Below are 14,707 nucleotides of genomic sequence, written 5' to 3'. Positions count from 1 at the left end.
GAGGCATCCTTCCGCGCAGCGGGCCTGCCGCGGGAGCACGACAGGGGTAGGCCAGGCGGGGCTTGAACCCGCGACCGACGGATTATGAGTCCGCTGCTCTGACCGGCTGAGCTACTGGCCCTGGGCGCCCCGAGGGCACGCCCGCGAATCTATCACGCACGGGCTCTGACCTGGATGGATGCCGGTTCCCGAATGGTCAGCCGCGCCGGGGCCGGGTGAAGACGGCGATGATCAGCGTGAGCAGGCCGGGTCCGAGGGAGCCACCGAGGACGAAGCGGGCGGTGCGGGGGTTTCCGGCGGGGTGCGGGCATGACTGGATTCTTGCACTGTCCAGTCCTGCGTCGCCGGGATCCCCGTCCTGCGGGCGGCGTGCGGGACGTGTCGCGGCCGCGCCCCACCCATGCGGGGGTTGCGTTCGTCATACTCCCCGGTGGGGCCCGGGTTCCGAGGTGCGAGCCCCCGGGCCCTTTGCTAGAGTCGTCCAGGTCGATCCCGCGTAGCTCAATCGGCAGAGCATTCGACTGTTAATCGAACGGTTACTGGTTCAAGTCCAGTCGCGGGAGCCAGCATCACCGCAGGACAGCCCCGGGGGAGCACCCCGGGGCTGTTCTGCGTCCAGCCCCCTTTCCCGGCCCATGAACAGGAGCTCCCCATGACCGGCCTGCCCACCGACGGCTTCGAGCTGCCCGAGGGTGTCACCCCCACCAGCGTCTGGGCCGATCGCGTCGGACCCCGCAGCCTGGTGGGCCGCAACCAGCGCGGCGTCGAGATCCCCATCGGCCAGGGTGAGGGACAGATGAGTCCCGGCGAGATGCTGAAGCTGGCCCTGCTGGGCTGCGCCGGGATGAGTGCCGACGTGAACCTGGCCCGCCGCCTCGGGGACGACTTCCCGATGCGCCTGTGGGCGCACGACGCCTCCGACGAGGAGCAGAACCGCTACACCGCCATCGGCGAGGAGATCCAGCTCGCCCTCGACGGCCTGGACGCCGCGCAGGTGGAGAAGATCGTGACCGTGTTCTCCCGGGCCGTCGCCGCCGGCTGCACCGTCGAGCGCTCCGTGGTGCCCGGCATCGAGGTCTCCCATCGCATCCTCGGGGCCGAGGCCTCCGCCCAGGAGCAGGGGGAGCAGCGATGACCCTCCGCGAGATCCGCGTGGTCGGGGACCCCGTGCTGCGCACCCCCTGCGACCCCATCCGCGAGATCACCGACGCCACCCGCCGCCTGGCCCGCGACCTGATGGACACCGTCGACGACGAGGGCCGCGCGGGGGTCGCCGCCAACCAGATCGGCGTCAGCCAGCGCGCCTTCTCCTGGAACCTCGAGGACCACGGCGTCGGCGTCATCCTGAACCCCGTCATCGTCGAGCTCTCCGAGGAGCAGCAGGACGGCGACGAGGGCTGCCTCTCCGTGCCCGGGCTCTGGTTCCCCCGCACCCGCGCCGCGTTCGCGCGCTGCGTGGGCACCGACGCCGAGGGGAACGAGATCGAGCTGGCGGGGGAGGGCATCACCGCCCGCCTGATCCAGCACGAGGTGGGCCACCTCGACGGCGCCCTCTACATCGACGGCCTCGAGCGGAGCGTGAAGAAGCAGGCGTTGCGCCAGATCAGGGAGACCCTCTAGGCTGAGCGCCGGACGCCAGGAGCATTCGTTCCCGCCTCCCGGAGACACCGATTCGTTGGGGAAGACGCATCGGTACCGGAAGGAACGAGATGACCCAGGGCGTTCTGTACATCCACTCCGCCCCGCGCGCCCTTACCCCGCACATCGAATGGGCCGCCAGCGGAGTCCTCGGCATGCCGTGCCGCATCCGCTGGGAGGACCAGCACGCGCATCGCGGACTGCTGCGCGCCGAGCTGTCCTGGCGAGGCCGGGAGGACACCGGCGCGCGCCTGGTGAGCGCCCTGCGCGGCATGCACGAGGTGCGCTTCGAGGTCACCCAGGAGGCCACCGCCCACAGCGACGGTGCCCGCTGGAGCTGCACCCCGGACCTCGGCATCCACCACGCCGCCACCGACCACGCCGGCAACACGGTGCTCACCGAGGACCACGTGCGCGGCTGCATGGAGCGCGCCGGCAACGACCCCCGCGCCCTGCAGCGCGAACTGGGCATCGCCCTGGGGGAGCCCTGGGACGATGACCTGGAGATCTACCGCCACGCCGGCGAGGGCGTCCCCATGCGCTGGCTGCACCGCGTGAGCTGAGCTCCCACCCCCAGCACGACGACGAGATGGCCCCCGACCTGCCTGGGCAGGTCGGGGGCCATCTCGTCGGTGGGGGGAGACGCTCAGGCGTTGGTGAACAGCACCGCCACGTCGTGCCCGCCGAAGCCGAAGGCGTTGTTCAGCACCGCGATGTCCCCGGAGGGCAGCTCGGCGGTCTCACCCTGGGCGATCCGCAGCGGGGTCTCCGGGTCGAGGTTCTCGATGTTGATGGTCGGCGGGACCACGCGGTGGTGAGCGGCCAGCACCGAGAACACGGACTCCAGCGCCCCGGCGCCGCCGAGCAGGTGGCCGGTCATGGACTTGGTGGAGGTGACCACGAGCTGGTCGGTCACCCCGTTCAGGGCCTGGGAGACGGCCTCCAGCTCGCCGATGTCGCCGAGCGGGGTGGAGGTGCCGTGGGCGTTGACGTGGACCACGTCGGCCGCCTCGACGCCGGCGTCGGCCACGGACTCGCGGATCGCGCGGGCCTGGCCCTCGGTGGAGGGGGCGGAGATGTGGTGGGCGTCGGAGGCCATGCCGCGGCCGGCGACGTAGCCGTACACCCGGGCGCCCCGGGCCTTGGCGTGCTCCTCGGACTCGAGCACCAGGATCGCGGCGCCCTCGCCGAGCACGAAGCCGTCGCGGTCGGTGTCGTAGGGGCGGGAGGCGTGCTCGGGGTCATCCACGCGCTTGGACAGGGCGCGGAGGTTCGCGAAGCCGGCCAGTGGCAGCGGGTGCACGCAGGCCTCGGTGCCGCCGACCACGACCACGTCGGCGCGGCCCTGGCGGATCATGTCGAAGCCCAGGGCGACGGCCTCGGCGCCGGAGGCGCAGGCGGAGACGGGGGTGTGGGCGCCGGCGCGGGCGCCGATCTCGATCTCGATGTGCGCGCTGGAGGAGTTGGCCATCAGCATCGGCACGGTGAAGGGGTTGACCCGGCGGGCGCCCTTGTCGCGCACGATGTCCCACTGGTCCAGGGTGGTCCACAGGCCACCGATGCCGGTGCCGACGACGACGGCGAGGCGGTCGCCGTCGACCTCGGGGGTGCCCGCGTCGGACCAGGCCTCGCGGGCGGCGATCAGCGAGTACTGACCGGAGGGGTCCAGCTTCTTGGCCTCGGGACGCGCCAGGTGCTCGAGCGGGTCGATGCCGACCTGGCAGGCGAAGTCCACGGAGAGGCCGTACTGCTCCTTCCAGTCGTTGTTCAGGGTGCGCGCGGTGGAGACGCCCGCCAGGGCGTTGTCCCAGCTGGTCCGGACGTCACCGCCGAGCGGGTTGACGGTGCCGAGACCGGTGACGGCGACGCGGGAACGAGGAAGGGACATGAGGACCTCCGGGACGAACGGGTCAGGGAGCGGCGACGCCCGGGACGCAGAGGTCCCGGGCGTCAGGCGAGGATCAGGACTGCGCGCCCTCGATGTACTTGACGGCGTCGCCGACGGTCACGAGGTTCTTGACCTCCTCGTCGGGGATGCGCACGTCGAACTTCTCCTCCGCGTTGACCACGATGGTCATCATGGAGATGGAGTCGATGTCCAGGTCGTCGGTGAAGGACTTGTCGAGCTTGACGTCCTCGGTGGCGACACCGGTCTCCTCATTGACGATCTCGGCGAGGCCCTCGAGGATCTCGTTCTCGGTGCTGGCCATGGGTACTCCTTGTTAGTGGTGATCTCTGGCGGGGACAGACTACCTGCGCGAGGTGGCGCGTATCGGTAACGGGCCCCGGATGTCCGCGCGCGCCGTGACGGCCCCGACAGGGCCGCGACGGTGGGCGCCGAGGGTGCTCAGGGGAGCACCACGACCTGCCCGGCGTAGGCCAGGCCCGCGCCGAAGCCGAACTGGACGAGCACGTCGCCGCTCTTGGCCTTCCCCTCCTCGAGGAGACGGTGTGTGGCCAGCGGCACGGAGGCGGCGGAGGTGTTGCCGGTCTCGGCGATGTCGCGGCCGATGACGACGTCGTCGCCGAGGCCCAGCTGCTTGGCGAGCTCGTCGACGATGCGCATGTTCGCCTGGTGCGGCACGAACACGTCGACGTCCTCGACGGTGAGCCCGGAGAGCTCGAGCATCTCGCGGACCTTCTGCGCGGTGTGCCAGACGGCCCAGCGGAACACGGTGCGGCCGTCCTGCTCGAGGGTGGGCCACTCGGCGTTGCCGTCGCGGAAGTCGGTGAGCGAGCCGGTCATCCGGATGGTGTTCCAGTTGTCGCCGTCGCTGCCCCAGACGGTGGGGCCGATCATCGGGACCTCGCTCGCCCCGACCACGGCTGCGCCGGCGCCGTCGCCCAGCAGGAAGGAGATGGTGCGGTCGGTGGGGGAGACGAAGTCGGAGAGCTTCTCCGCGCCGATCACCAGCACGTTGCGGGAGCTGCCCGAGCGGATCAGGGAATCCGCCTGGCCGATGCCGTAGCAGAACCCGGCGCAGGCGGCCGAGATGTCGTAGGCGATCACATCGGGTCGGCCCAGCTCCCCTGCCAGCAGCGTGGCCAGCGAGGGCGTGGGGTAGGGGAAAGAGATGGTGGAGACGATGATCGCGTCGAGCTCGTCGATCGCGATGCCTGAGCGCTCCACGGCCTCGCGCCCCGCGGTGAGGGCGAGGTCCTTCACGCCCACCTCGGCGCTGGCGCGGTGGCGGGTGACGATGCCGGTGCGCTGGCGGATCCACTCGTCGGAGGAGTCGATCGGGCCGACCAGGTCGTCGTTGGGGACCACGAGGTCGCCGCGGGCGGCGCCGTAGGCGAGGATCTTCGAGCCGGCCACGGTGGGCTGGGCGCGCAGGGAGACGGTCATCTCAGTGCTCCTTCGTGGCCGCGGCGTGCTCGGACACCAGAGCGCGGGCCGCCTCGAGGTCGTCGGGGGTGTTCAGGGAGGCGGTGGCGACGCCCTTCAGCTCGCGCTTGGCCAGGCCCACCAGGGTGCCGGCGGGGGCGACCTCGAGGATCGCGGTGACGCCGCGGTTCCGCAGGGCGGCCATGCAGGCCTCCCAGTCCACGGGGGAGACCACCTGGTCGACGATCAGCTCCAGGTAGCGGGCGCCGGAGGTGACCTCCTGGCCGCCCGCATTGGAGACCAGGGCGGTGGCCGGGTCGGCGGGGGAGAGGGTGGGGGCGAAGGCCGCCAGCTCCTCGCGGGCGCCCGCCATGAAGGGGGTGTGGAAGGCGCCGGCCACCTGCAGCGGGATCACGCGGGCCTTGGCGGGCGCGTTCTCCCCGAGGGCGGCCAGGGCCGCGACGGGGCCGGCGGCCACCACCTGGGAGGCGGAGTTGATGTTCGCGGGGTGCAGGTCCTGGGCGCGGATCGCCTCCAACACCTCCTCGCGGGTGCCGCCGACGACGGCGGCCATGCCGGTCTCCTCGCGGGCGGCGTCGCGGGCCATCGCCTGCGAGCGCACGGCCACCAGGCGCAGCGCGTCCTCGGGGCTCAGCACCCCGGCCAGCGCCGCGGCGGTCACCTCGCCGACGCTGTGACCGGCCACCACGTCGGCGGGCAGGGCGCCGTCGCCACCGAGCTGGGACGCGGCGACGATCCCGGCGGCCACCAGCAGCGGCTGGGCCACGGCGGTGTCGCGGATGGTCTCGGCGTCGGACTCGGTGCCGTGGGCGATCAGGTCGATGCCGGCGGGCTCGGCGAGGGCGCCGAGGGTGTCGGCGACGCCGGGCAGCTCGAGCCAGGGGGCCAGGAAGCCGGGCTTCTGGGCGCCCTGTCCGGGGCAGACGATGGCGAGCACGGGAACCTCCAGGGGGAGACGAGCGGGTGAGGGAGCGGGCTGCTGGGTCGACCCGCGCGGGGCTCCTCGCCGGGTCCGGGCCGACGGCGGCCCGGGGACGAGGACGGGCCGCCCGCCCCCTCGGAGGGGACGGACGGCCCGGGATGTCAGGACTCGCCGCCGAAGGAGCCGGACTGACCGGCGTTCACGTCGGTGAGGTCGTACTTGTCAATGGCCTGGCGGACCACCTGCGGGTCGACCTTGCCCTCGCGGGCCAGGAGCTGCAGCGCCTTGACCACCATCGAGTGGGCGTCGATCTTCAGGTGGCGACGGGCCGCCGGACGGGTGTCCGAGAAGCCCCAGCCGTCCGCGCCGAGCACGCCGTAGGAGCCCGGGATCCACTCGCGGATCATGTCGGGCACCAGGAAGTCGTAGTCGGAGGTGGCCACGAAGGGGCCGTCCACGCCCTGCAGGCGCTCGGTGATCCACGGGGTGCGCGGGTTCTCCGGGTCCAGCAGGTTGTGCTTCTCCGCCTCCAGGGCGTCCTTGCGCATCTCGGTCCAGGAGGTCACCGACCAGACCGCGCCGCGCACGCCCCAGTCCTCGGCCAGCAGCTCCTTGGCGTGGCGCGCCCACGGCACGCCGACGCCGGAGGCCAGCAGCTGAACCTCGGGGCCCTCGCCGTCCTCGGCCGGCTCGAGCAGGTACATGCCCTTGATCAGGCCGTCCACGTCCAGGCCCTCGGGCTGGGCGGGCTGCACCAGAGGCTCGTTGTAGACGGTGATGTAGTAGAAGACCTCCTGCAGGCGGTCGTCCTCGCCGTACATCCGCTGCAGGCCGTCGCGGATGATGTGCCCGATCTCGTAGCCGTAGGCCGGGTCGTAGATGACGGTGCCGGGGTTGGTGTTGGCCAGGATCGGCGAGTGGCCGTCCATGTGCTGCAGGCCCTCGCCGGCCAGGGTGGTCTTGCCGGCGGTGGCGCCGATCACGAAGCCCTTGGCCATCTGGTCGCCGGCGGCCCAGAAGAAGTCGCCGGTGCGCTGGAACCCGAACATCGAGTAGAAGATGTAGAACGGGATCATCGGCAGGTCGTGGGTGGCGTACGAGGTGCCCGCCGCGGTGAACGCGGAGGTCGAGCTGATCTCGTTGATGCCCATGTGCTTGATCTGGCCCTGCGCGGACTCCTTGTAGGCCAGCAGCAGGTCGCGGTCCACGGCGATGTAGTTCTGCCCGTCCGGGTTGTAGATCTTCGCCGAGGGGAACAGGGAGTCCATGCCGAAGGTGCGGGCCTCGTCCGGGATGATCGGCACGAAGAGCTTGCCGATCTCCTTGTCCCGCATGAGGTCCTTCAGCAGCCGGACCAGCGCCATCGTGGTGGCGATCTCCTGCTTGCCGGAGCCGCGGTTGACGACCTCGTAGGCCTTCTCGCCCGGCAGGGTCAGGGCCTTGTGATCGGTGCGGCGGGAGGGCATCGGGCCGCCCAGCTCGCTGCGACGCTCCCGGAAGTACTGCATGACCTCGGAGTCGTCCTCGGGCACGTACAGCGGCGCGTCGTAGACGCTGCCCGACTCGAGCTGCTCGTCCGAGATCGGGATGTCCAGGGTGTCGCGGAGGGTCTTGAGATCCTCCAGGGTGAACTTCTTCATCTGGTGGGTCGCGTTGCGGCCCGCGAAGTTCTTGCCCAGGCGGTAGCCCTTGACGGTGTGCATGAGGATGACCGTGGGCTGGCCCTTGTGCTCCATCGCCGCCTTGTAGGCCGCGTAGATCTTGCGGGTGTCGTGCCCGCCGCGGGTCAGCTTCCACCAGATGTCGTCATCGGACATGTCCTCGACCAGCGCCTTGGTGCGCGGGTCGCGACCGAAGAAGTTGTCGCGGATGAAGCCGCCGGACTCGGCGCGGTAGGTCTGGAAGTCGCCGTCGGGGGTGGCGTTCATCAGGTCGATGAGGGCGCCGTCCTCGGAGGCCTCCAGCAGCGGGTCCCAGCCGGAGCCCCAGATCACCTTGATGACGTTCCAGCCGGCGCCGCGGAACTGCGACTCCAGCTCCTGGATGATCTTGCCGTTGCCGCGCACCGGGCCGTCGAGGCGCTGCAGATTGCAGTTCACGACGAAGGTGAGGTTGTCCAGGTGCTCCTTGGCGGCGATGTGCAGCGCGCCGCGGGACTCGACCTCGTCCATCTCGCCGTCGCCGAGGAACGCCCAGGTGTGCTGCTGGGAGGTGTCGCGGAGCCCGCGGTTGTCGAGGTACTTGTCGAAGGAGGCCTGCTCGATCGCGTTGACCGGGCCGATGCCCATCGAGACCGTGGGGAACTCCCAGAACTCCGGCATCGCGCGCGGGTGCGGGTAGGAGGGCATGCCGTGCTCGGAGGACTTCTCCTGGCGGAAGCCGTCGAGCTGCTCGGCGGACAGGCGGCCCAGCATGTAGGCGCGGGCGTAGATGCCGGGGGAGGCATGGCCCTGGAAGAAGACGTGGTCGCCGCCGCCCTCGTGGTCGCGGCCGCGGAAGAAGTGGTTGAAGCCCACCTCGTACATGTTCGCGATGGAGGCGTAGCTGGAGAGGTGACCGCCGACGGAGACGCCGGGGCGCTGGGCGCGGTGCACCAGCATCGCGGCGTTCCAGCGGATGATGTTGCGGACCTTGCGCTCCAGCTCGAGGTCGCCGGGGTACTCCGGCTGATCGTCCACGGCGATGGTGTTGATGTAGTCCGTGGTCAGCGAATCGGGGAGGTCAAGATCCTGGTGACGGGCGCGCTGGATCAGGTTCTGGACGATCTCGGAGGCGCGGTCGACGCCGCGCTGCTCGACGAGGGCGTCGAACGAGTCCAACCATTCGCGCGTCTCCTCGGGATCCGGGTCCTGCGCATGGCTGGGCAGGTTGATGCCGATGGGACGGGGGGTCTCGGACGAACTCACTGCTGTCCTTCTCTCTCACGGGAGGCGACGAACGGGCCGAGCCGGAGGCGGGGAGCGCCTTTGCGCCGGAACTGTCCGTCCTAGCGGCCACGGTGCCGCTCAGCCTACCGGTCCGGGTCCGCGGGGGTGCGGGCCCGGCCGTGCGGTGGCCGTGAGACCTGGCACATGCCCGCGACGTCGGCCGTTCACCTGCAGGTCAGGGGCGCGCCGAGGACGTTCGTGGACCTGTCGGTGCGGCGGGCGCGGCAGTGGATTAGACTCGCCCCGCATCCCGGGGGAGGAGGCCGAGCGCCTTCACGCCCCGGTGACCTGATCATCGTTCGTGAAGGAGTCCGTTCTTGTCACCGTCGGCCGACGCCCACTCGTCCAGCTCCCCTGCGGAGGTGCTGGCCTTCACCGAGGGCCAGATCGTCCAGGAGTTCGGGTACGACGACGACGTCGACCTCGAGCTGCGCGACTCCATCGAGGACACCATCGGGGAGGAGCTCGAGGACGAGGACTGCCAGGAGATCGTCGACGCCGTCATCATGTGGTGGCGCGAGGGCGACGGCGACCTCACCGACGCCTTGGTCGACTCCCTGACCACGCTCGCCGCGGGCGGCCCGATCTGGCTGCTGATCCCCAAGGCGGGCCGCGACGGCCATGTCACCCCCGCCGAGGTGCAGGAGGCCGCCGGCATCGCCGGGCTGCGTGTGATGAGCACCGTCTCCCTCGCCGCGGACTGGACCGGCACCCGCCTGGCCACCCGCAACTGAGGCGGTCGGCGCCGCCGCCGCGGGTCCCCGCGCGGTCGGCGCCCCCAGGGCTGCGGCCCTGTCCGGGTCGTTAGCTCAGCTGGTCAGAGCGTCTGGTTTACACCCAGAAGGTCGGGGGTTCGAGCCCCTCACGACCCACCCCGTACAGCCCTCCGCGTCAGGTGTCCGCCGGCGCCCGCTGCGCGCGCTCCCTCATCCGCTCTGCCAACCCCCGTGTGACGACTCGGAGCGGATCCCGTCGACGAGGGAGGCCGCGATCCCGCCGATCCCGTCGTCGATCGCCGGGATCAGGCGGTCGAACTCGAGGCTGCGGGTGAGGACGCTGACAGCGACCGGGGTCTCCCGCTCGTGGCTCACCACCGCGCTGTCATGGCGGAAGGGCCCCCGGGTGCCCGTCTTCGCGGCGACCCGAACGCCTGGGTAGGAGAGTGTCCTGCTGATCCTTGTCGGAGCGATCTGCTGAGCCAGCATGCTGCAGATCATGTTCGTGCCCCGACTGTCCATCAGGGCTCCGCTCCACAGGGAGCTGAGCAGTCGCACCTGGTCGGCGGCGGTCGTCAGGGATCCGAGGACCTGGTCCGTGCGCGTGAAGTCGAGCAGGTCGTCGTCGAGGTCGCGTCCCGTGGTGAAGCTGCTGCGCCGCCGGGCCGTGTCGACGGACTGGCGAACGGTCTCGGCCGCGCTGGCGATGGTCGAATCGCGCATGCCTGCGTCGAGGGCGACGGCATCCACGGCAGGGATGCCGATCTCGTCCAGGATGATCGCCGCGGCGGTGTTGTCCGAGCCGACCAGCATGAATCGCACGAGCTCGCGCCACGTCACGGTGACGGGGTCCTCCATGAGGGACAGGCCTGCACCCCCGTCGACCCTGTGCTGGGGGAGGACGAGCACGGGTTCGGACAGTCGGTCCTCCTTCGCGCGGTGGAGCGCGATGCCTGCAGGCAGCTTGTACAGCGATGCTCCTGGCCACAGGGCGTCGGCCCGATGGCTCAGTACAGGGCCGGATCCATCCACCCGCTGTGCGCAGAAGGACAGATCGATCCCCAGGTCATCGGCGGTCTCCAAAGCGCTGGTGATGGCCATGGGTGATTCGACAGTGCTCTCCGATCTCATCTCAGCCGTCCTGGGGGAGAGTGTCCAGGACAGCGTGGAGGGCATCCCACGCCTCATGGATCACGCGGCTGCGTTCATCCCTGCGGGCGACGAGTTGGAATCGCGCCGACACCGGCTCCGGGAGGGGGCGGAGCGTGAGATCCGCCGTCCAGCTGTCATGCCAGGGAGGTCGGCCGATCGACAGGGCGCGGGTGAGCTTCCCGGCGTGCAGGTCCGCGACGACGCTGATCTGTGCCTCGGCATCGAAGGGGCCGAGCATCCCCTGCGCCCGGAGATCGGCAGTCAGTGCACGGAGGGCCGGCGCCGGAGGGTTCTCATGCAGGAGCGCGTGTCGTGGTGCCTGCGGCGAGGCATCGGGCACCAGTTCCCAGAGACGGCACGTGGTGACCTGAGAGACCCGCAGGCCCTCGGTGCGCACAGGCGCGAGAACGAGCCCGATTCCTCCCTGCTCCCGAATGAGGGTCACGGTCTCCGCTGTCGGACACGGCCGGAGATGAATGTCCGCGCCGGGTGCGATCGGCGTCGTCGCGAACCGGGAGGCCCACTCCTGCGGGCAGCCCGGGTCCACCAGCAGCTCGAGCGGAGCCCGGGTCGCGGACCGTGCCACGGTCCTCAGGCGATCCACGTCGTCACGCACGCGCATCGCCTCCCGCAGGACACGTCGCCCGGCGTCGGTCAGCTGCGCTCCGCGGGGGGTTCTCTGGAACAGGCTGCATCCCAGTTCTCGCTCGAGACGCCGAATGGCCTGGGACATCGGGGGCTGAGCCATGCCGACGGACTGCGCCGCCCGCCCGAAGTGCTCTTCGTCCGCGACAGCCTCGAAGAGCTCCAAGTGTCGTAGCAGGTCCATGAACTGCTCCTATATCACGCAGGTGAAAACGGCTTCATCGTATGCATATTGGAAGTCTCTTGCGAGGTCGGACACCATGCACGCATGGCACCACGATCGAGCAGGCACCGCTCCCGGACGAGCGATTCATCGACCCACCGTTCGAGCAGGCGGCCCATGGGTCCTCACCGCCCTTCGCGACGTGCCCTCCTGGGGTCGGGAGCGGCCATCACAGCTGCCGCGGCGGGAACAGCCGTGGGGATCGGCTGGTACCGCCATGGTCAGGGCACCGGAACCTCGGAGGCAGAGTCGCTGCTGGCGGCGCTGAGAGCGGGTGACCTGGAGGTAGCTCCGCTGCTCGTGTCGGAGCGGACCGCGGCGGTGGATCGGTTCGATGCCACCGTCGTCGTCCTCAGAAGAGCCTTCGGAGCGCCGACGATCGAGCTGACACGTCGGGACAGGGCGTGGGGCGAACTGGCGCTCCACCTCACCTGGTCCTGGGACCTCGGGCGTGGGAAGGAACCGTGGACCTACGAGACCGTCGTCGACCTCGTGCACGGCGACGAGGGGTGGGCGACGACCCTCTCCATGGATGCGCTGGTGCCAGGCGCGGAGGAGGGTGACCAGCTCGCGGTGCGCCTCGACCAGCAGTCCACGGGCAGGATTCTCGACGCCGGCGGCCACCAGGTCTACGGGCCCACCCCGGTGCTCGACATCGGTATCGACAAGGGATCGCTGACCGCCGGAGATGCAGGGGACTCGGCGACGGAGCTCGCCGAGATCCTGCAGATCGAGCCGGAGGCATCCCGGGATCGGGTGGAGTCGAGCGGGCCGCGGGCGTTCGTCCGAGCCCTCAGGATCCGGGAGGCGGACGCTGACGATTACGATCTCGAGGCCGCTGACGGCGTACCAGGATTCCTCCGGCAGGACGTCCAGGCTCCTCTGGCCGTGGAGAAGGGCTTCGCCACCGGGGTGCTCGGAGCCCTCCGCGAGGCCACGGCAGAGGACATCGAGAACAGCGACGGGCAGCTCATCGCCGGAGACCTCGTGGGCAGGGGTGGAGTCTGCGGAGCCTTCGACGAAGCCCTGATCGGTGTCCCGGGACTGACGGTCAGCAGGACCCGTGCAGGGCGCTCGTCACCTGACGTCCTGCACGAGGTGCCGGTCATCGACGGTCAAGACATCCCGATCACCTTGGACACCGACATGCAGCGCGCGGCCACCTCCGTCCTCGCAGACACCGAGGCGCCGTCATCGCTCTGCGTCGTGCGCCCGTCCGACGGCTCCGTCCTGGCCGCCGCGCACGGTCCCACGGGACAGGAGTACCCGATCGGCCTGGTCGGACGCTATGCACCCGGCTCGACCTTCAAGACGGTCGCCACCCTCGCGATGCTCCGACTGGGCGATGACCCGGACACGACGGTGCAATGTCCCTCCTCCGCGACCATCGAAGGGCGATCGTTCAAGAACGCAGACAGGATGGACCCCTCGCTCTTCGGGCCTATGCCGCTCAAGGACGCGGTCGCCTACTCCTGCAACACGGCGATGCTCCTGCAGCACGATCGGGTCAGCCAGCAGCTTCTCGCGGACTCGGCCGCATCTCTCGGGATCGGGCTGGAGGCAGGGGAGGGCCTGGACTGCTTCATGGGCACCGTGGATCCCGAGGACGCCGGAACCGAGCACGTCGCCGCCATGATGGGACAGGGTCGCGTCCTCACGTCGCCGCTCGCGATGGCCGTGGTGATGGCATCGGTCCTGGCAGGGCGCACCGTGACCCCCGAGATCCTCGCCAGCCCCACTGAGCCTCCGTCAACGCCCCGCGATGCCCTCACCGCCGACGAGGCCGAGAGCCTGCGCAGCATGCTCCGCGGCGTCGTGACCTACGGGGGTCTCAGCTCCACCTTCGCCGACTACCCGGGCGACCCCATCTATGCCAAGACCGGTACCACGCAGTGGGTGGATGACGGAGACATCCGCCTCCACTCCTGGGTGATCGTCGGACAGGGGGACCTCGCGTTCAGCGTGTTCGTCGAGAGAGGGGACTATGGCTCTCGCACCGCGGCCCCGTTGGCCAGGGAGTTCCTCGACGCGATCCATGGCAGGTAGCGGCGTGACGCGAGCCTGGCTGCCGAACCGCGCCTACGTCGGCACGACCATGATCGTCCTCGCGGTGCTCGTGCTCGTCGTCATCGGCGCCTTCGCGGCTTCACTCGGAGACGACCCGGCCTACGCATGGGACTGCGACGACACCACCTGCGAAGACCTCTGGGCAGTGCCTCGCGCCCACTATCTGAGGGTCGCCGGCTCGTGCATCCTCGCGATCTTCGTCGGCTGGGCGATCGCCGGTTCCGGCATGCCGTCGGCCCCCCTGCCGCCTGAGCGACGCCTCCCGCGCGCTTTCGACGCCGGACGGGAGACTTGGATGGTGGTGCTCATCGCGCCGACAGTCGCGGCCGCCGCAGGCGGGTTCCTCGCCGTGCTGGGTTCCAGGCCGTGGGGCATCGCCGGCGCGACCGTCACGCTGCTCGTCGCGTGCCTCGTCGCCGGTCGTGACCTGGTGGGCAGAGGGTGTTCACCTCGCGCCTCGTGGTACCTCGCCGGTGGTGGTGCAGCCTTCGCGGCCACGCTCACCCTGACGACGATGGCCATCGGCTACCCGGGACGGCACCTGTGGTCCCTTCCCGTGGGGACGGGGCTGGGTGGGGTCACGTGGGCATCACTGCACACCCTGCTGACCCGGCGGCGGTCACGTCTCAGCTCGCGTCCGGAGATCCGACGCTCCGACTCCGTGAGGAGCATTCCCCGCCCACGCCCGGCGGACGTGGCGTGCATGCTGGTGCTGTCGAGCGTCGCCGTCTGGGCGGCTTGGCCGGTGCCGGCCCTTCCGGCAGATGCCTGGATGTACGGCGCCACGCACAGTGCGTGGCTCACAGGCACTCTCGTCGGCAGATCACCATGATGGGCCGCCCGAGCTCGGATCGCGGCCCGAACTCAGTGGGTCACGCGGAATCGCGGGGCTCGTCACGTCCTGGTGATTGTCTGGTCCGACGAGAGCGAGCTCCGGATCTCATGACGCGTGATCGGGGAAAGGTACGCCCTCGGATGCCTCCGATCGGTACGGTCGTGATCAACCCGGCGGGGGCCGGGGGCTGAGTCCCGAGGGGGAGACCATGAGCCTGAGTCCACGATCTACCC

The 14,707-nt window shown here is 70.4% G+C and carries 13 protein-coding genes and 3 tRNA genes; 8 read left to right on the top strand and 8 right to left on the bottom strand.

What is annotated here, in order from left to right:
- Window positions 1–47: 47 nt before the first annotated feature.
- Window positions 48–121 (bottom strand) — tRNA-Ile (locus OM98_RS11190).
- 369 nt (window positions 122–490) lie between these two features.
- Between OM98_RS11190 and OM98_RS11185 the strand changes: the two genes are divergently transcribed.
- The 4 genes from OM98_RS11185 (at window position 491) to OM98_RS11170 (ending at window position 2,201) form a co-directional block, all read left to right on the top strand.
- Window positions 491–566: transfer RNA gene (locus OM98_RS11185), tRNA-Asn, on the top strand.
- 86 nt (window positions 567–652) lie between these two features.
- Window positions 653–1,135, top strand: coding sequence for an OsmC family protein (locus tag OM98_RS11180; RefSeq protein ID WP_010534715.1), 483 nt, complete (start codon window positions 653–655; stop codon window positions 1,133–1,135).
- On the top strand, window positions 1,132–1,620 hold the full coding sequence (def, locus tag OM98_RS11175; RefSeq protein ID WP_010534714.1) for a peptide deformylase: 489 nt from the start codon (window positions 1,132–1,134) through the stop codon (window positions 1,618–1,620). Before OM98_RS11180 ends, def begins: the two co-directional genes overlap by 4 nt.
- Window positions 1,621–1,709: 89 nt before the next feature.
- Complete coding sequence (locus tag OM98_RS11170; RefSeq protein ID WP_010534713.1) at window positions 1,710–2,201, top strand: DUF3145 domain-containing protein; 492 nt, start codon at window positions 1,710–1,712, stop codon at window positions 2,199–2,201.
- An 83-nt stretch (window positions 2,202–2,284) separates the two neighbouring features.
- Here the strand turns inward: OM98_RS11170 and OM98_RS11165 are convergent, their stop codons facing one another.
- The 5 genes from OM98_RS11165 to aceE all read right to left on the bottom strand — a co-directional run bounded on the left by OM98_RS11165 (window position 2,285) and on the right by aceE (window position 8,815).
- Window positions 2,285–3,526, bottom strand: a complete 1,242-nt coding sequence (locus OM98_RS11165) for a beta-ketoacyl-[acyl-carrier-protein] synthase family protein (RefSeq protein WP_010534712.1) — start codon at window positions 3,524–3,526, stop codon at window positions 2,285–2,287.
- A 73-nt stretch (window positions 3,527–3,599) separates the two neighbouring features.
- Window positions 3,600–3,848 (bottom strand): acyl carrier protein, encoded by a 249-nt coding sequence (locus tag OM98_RS11160; RefSeq protein WP_010534711.1) that lies wholly within the window; start codon window positions 3,846–3,848, stop codon window positions 3,600–3,602.
- Between the two features lie 137 nt (window positions 3,849–3,985).
- Window positions 3,986–4,987: a beta-ketoacyl-ACP synthase III gene (locus OM98_RS11155; protein WP_010534710.1), complete on the bottom strand. Its 1,002-nt coding sequence runs from the start codon at window positions 4,985–4,987 to the stop codon at window positions 3,986–3,988.
- 1 nt (window position 4,988) lies between these two features.
- Window positions 4,989–5,924 (bottom strand): ACP S-malonyltransferase, encoded by a 936-nt coding sequence (locus OM98_RS11150; RefSeq protein ID WP_010534709.1) that lies wholly within the window; start codon window positions 5,922–5,924, stop codon window positions 4,989–4,991.
- A 146-nt stretch (window positions 5,925–6,070) separates the two neighbouring features.
- A complete protein-coding gene (gene aceE / locus OM98_RS11145; protein ID WP_010534708.1) occupies window positions 6,071–8,815 on the bottom strand; it encodes a pyruvate dehydrogenase (acetyl-transferring), homodimeric type in 2,745 nt (914 codons plus the stop codon).
- A gap of 338 nt (window positions 8,816–9,153) precedes the next feature.
- Here aceE and OM98_RS11140 point away from each other — a divergent pair, with 338 nt between their 5' ends.
- Window positions 9,154–9,570, top strand: coding sequence for a DUF3052 domain-containing protein (locus OM98_RS11140; RefSeq protein WP_010534707.1), 417 nt, complete (start codon window positions 9,154–9,156; stop codon window positions 9,568–9,570).
- A 64-nt stretch (window positions 9,571–9,634) separates the two neighbouring features.
- Window positions 9,635–9,708, top strand: a tRNA-Val gene (locus OM98_RS11135).
- A gap of 54 nt (window positions 9,709–9,762) precedes the next feature.
- On the opposite strand, the gene OM98_RS11130 is transcribed toward OM98_RS11135, so the two are convergent.
- Window positions 9,763–10,653: a serine hydrolase gene (locus tag OM98_RS11130; RefSeq protein ID WP_175285980.1), complete on the bottom strand. Its 891-nt coding sequence runs from the start codon at window positions 10,651–10,653 to the stop codon at window positions 9,763–9,765.
- A gap of 31 nt (window positions 10,654–10,684) precedes the next feature.
- A complete protein-coding gene (locus OM98_RS14860) occupies window positions 10,685–11,533 on the bottom strand; it encodes a LysR family transcriptional regulator (protein ID WP_010534705.1) in 849 nt (282 codons plus the stop codon).
- A gap of 234 nt (window positions 11,534–11,767) precedes the next feature.
- Between OM98_RS14860 and OM98_RS11120 the strand changes: the two genes are divergently transcribed.
- Both OM98_RS11120 and OM98_RS11115 read left to right on the top strand, forming a co-directional pair.
- Complete coding sequence (locus tag OM98_RS11120; protein WP_010534704.1) at window positions 11,768–13,618, top strand: penicillin-binding transpeptidase domain-containing protein; 1,851 nt, start codon at window positions 11,768–11,770, stop codon at window positions 13,616–13,618.
- Window positions 13,608–14,471, top strand: a complete 864-nt coding sequence (locus tag OM98_RS11115; RefSeq protein ID WP_010534703.1) for a hypothetical protein — start codon at window positions 13,608–13,610, stop codon at window positions 14,469–14,471. Before OM98_RS11120 ends, OM98_RS11115 begins: the two co-directional genes overlap by 11 nt.
- The last annotated feature ends 236 nt before the right edge of the window (window positions 14,472–14,707 follow it).

The organism is Brachybacterium squillarum M-6-3 (assembly GCF_000225825.1).
In the GTDB taxonomy this organism is placed as follows: domain Bacteria; phylum Actinomycetota; class Actinomycetes; order Actinomycetales; family Dermabacteraceae; genus Brachybacterium; species Brachybacterium squillarum.
Note: the sequence above shows the minus strand (reverse complement) of the source record. Positions and strands in the feature narration are given on the sequence as shown.

What these genes read in the sequence shown, in the direction of transcription:
- OM98_RS14860 (WP_010534705.1), bottom strand. Translation starts at nt 11,533, where the DNA reads ATGGACCTGCTACGACACTTGGAGCTCTTCGAGGCTGTCGCGGACGAA.
- OM98_RS11115 (WP_010534703.1), top strand. Translation starts at nt 13,608, where the DNA reads ATGGCAGGTAGCGGCGTGACGCGAGCCTGGCTGCCGAACCGCGCCTAC.
- OM98_RS11130 (WP_175285980.1), bottom strand. Translation starts at nt 10,653, where the DNA reads ATGGCCATCACCAGCGCTTTGGAGACCGCCGATGACCTGGGGATCGAT.
- OM98_RS11160 (WP_010534711.1), bottom strand. Translation starts at nt 3,848, where the DNA reads ATGGCCAGCACCGAGAACGAGATCCTCGAGGGCCTCGCCGAGATCGTC.
- OM98_RS11180 (WP_010534715.1), top strand. Translation starts at nt 653, where the DNA reads ATGACCGGCCTGCCCACCGACGGCTTCGAGCTGCCCGAGGGTGTCACC.
- OM98_RS11155 (WP_010534710.1), bottom strand. Translation starts at nt 4,987, where the DNA reads ATGACCGTCTCCCTGCGCGCCCAGCCCACCGTGGCCGGCTCGAAGATC.
- OM98_RS11170 (WP_010534713.1), top strand. Translation starts at nt 1,710, where the DNA reads ATGACCCAGGGCGTTCTGTACATCCACTCCGCCCCGCGCGCCCTTACC.
- def (WP_010534714.1), top strand. Translation starts at nt 1,132, where the DNA reads ATGACCCTCCGCGAGATCCGCGTGGTCGGGGACCCCGTGCTGCGCACC.
- OM98_RS11165 (WP_010534712.1), bottom strand. Translation starts at nt 3,526, where the DNA reads ATGTCCCTTCCTCGTTCCCGCGTCGCCGTCACCGGTCTCGGCACCGTC.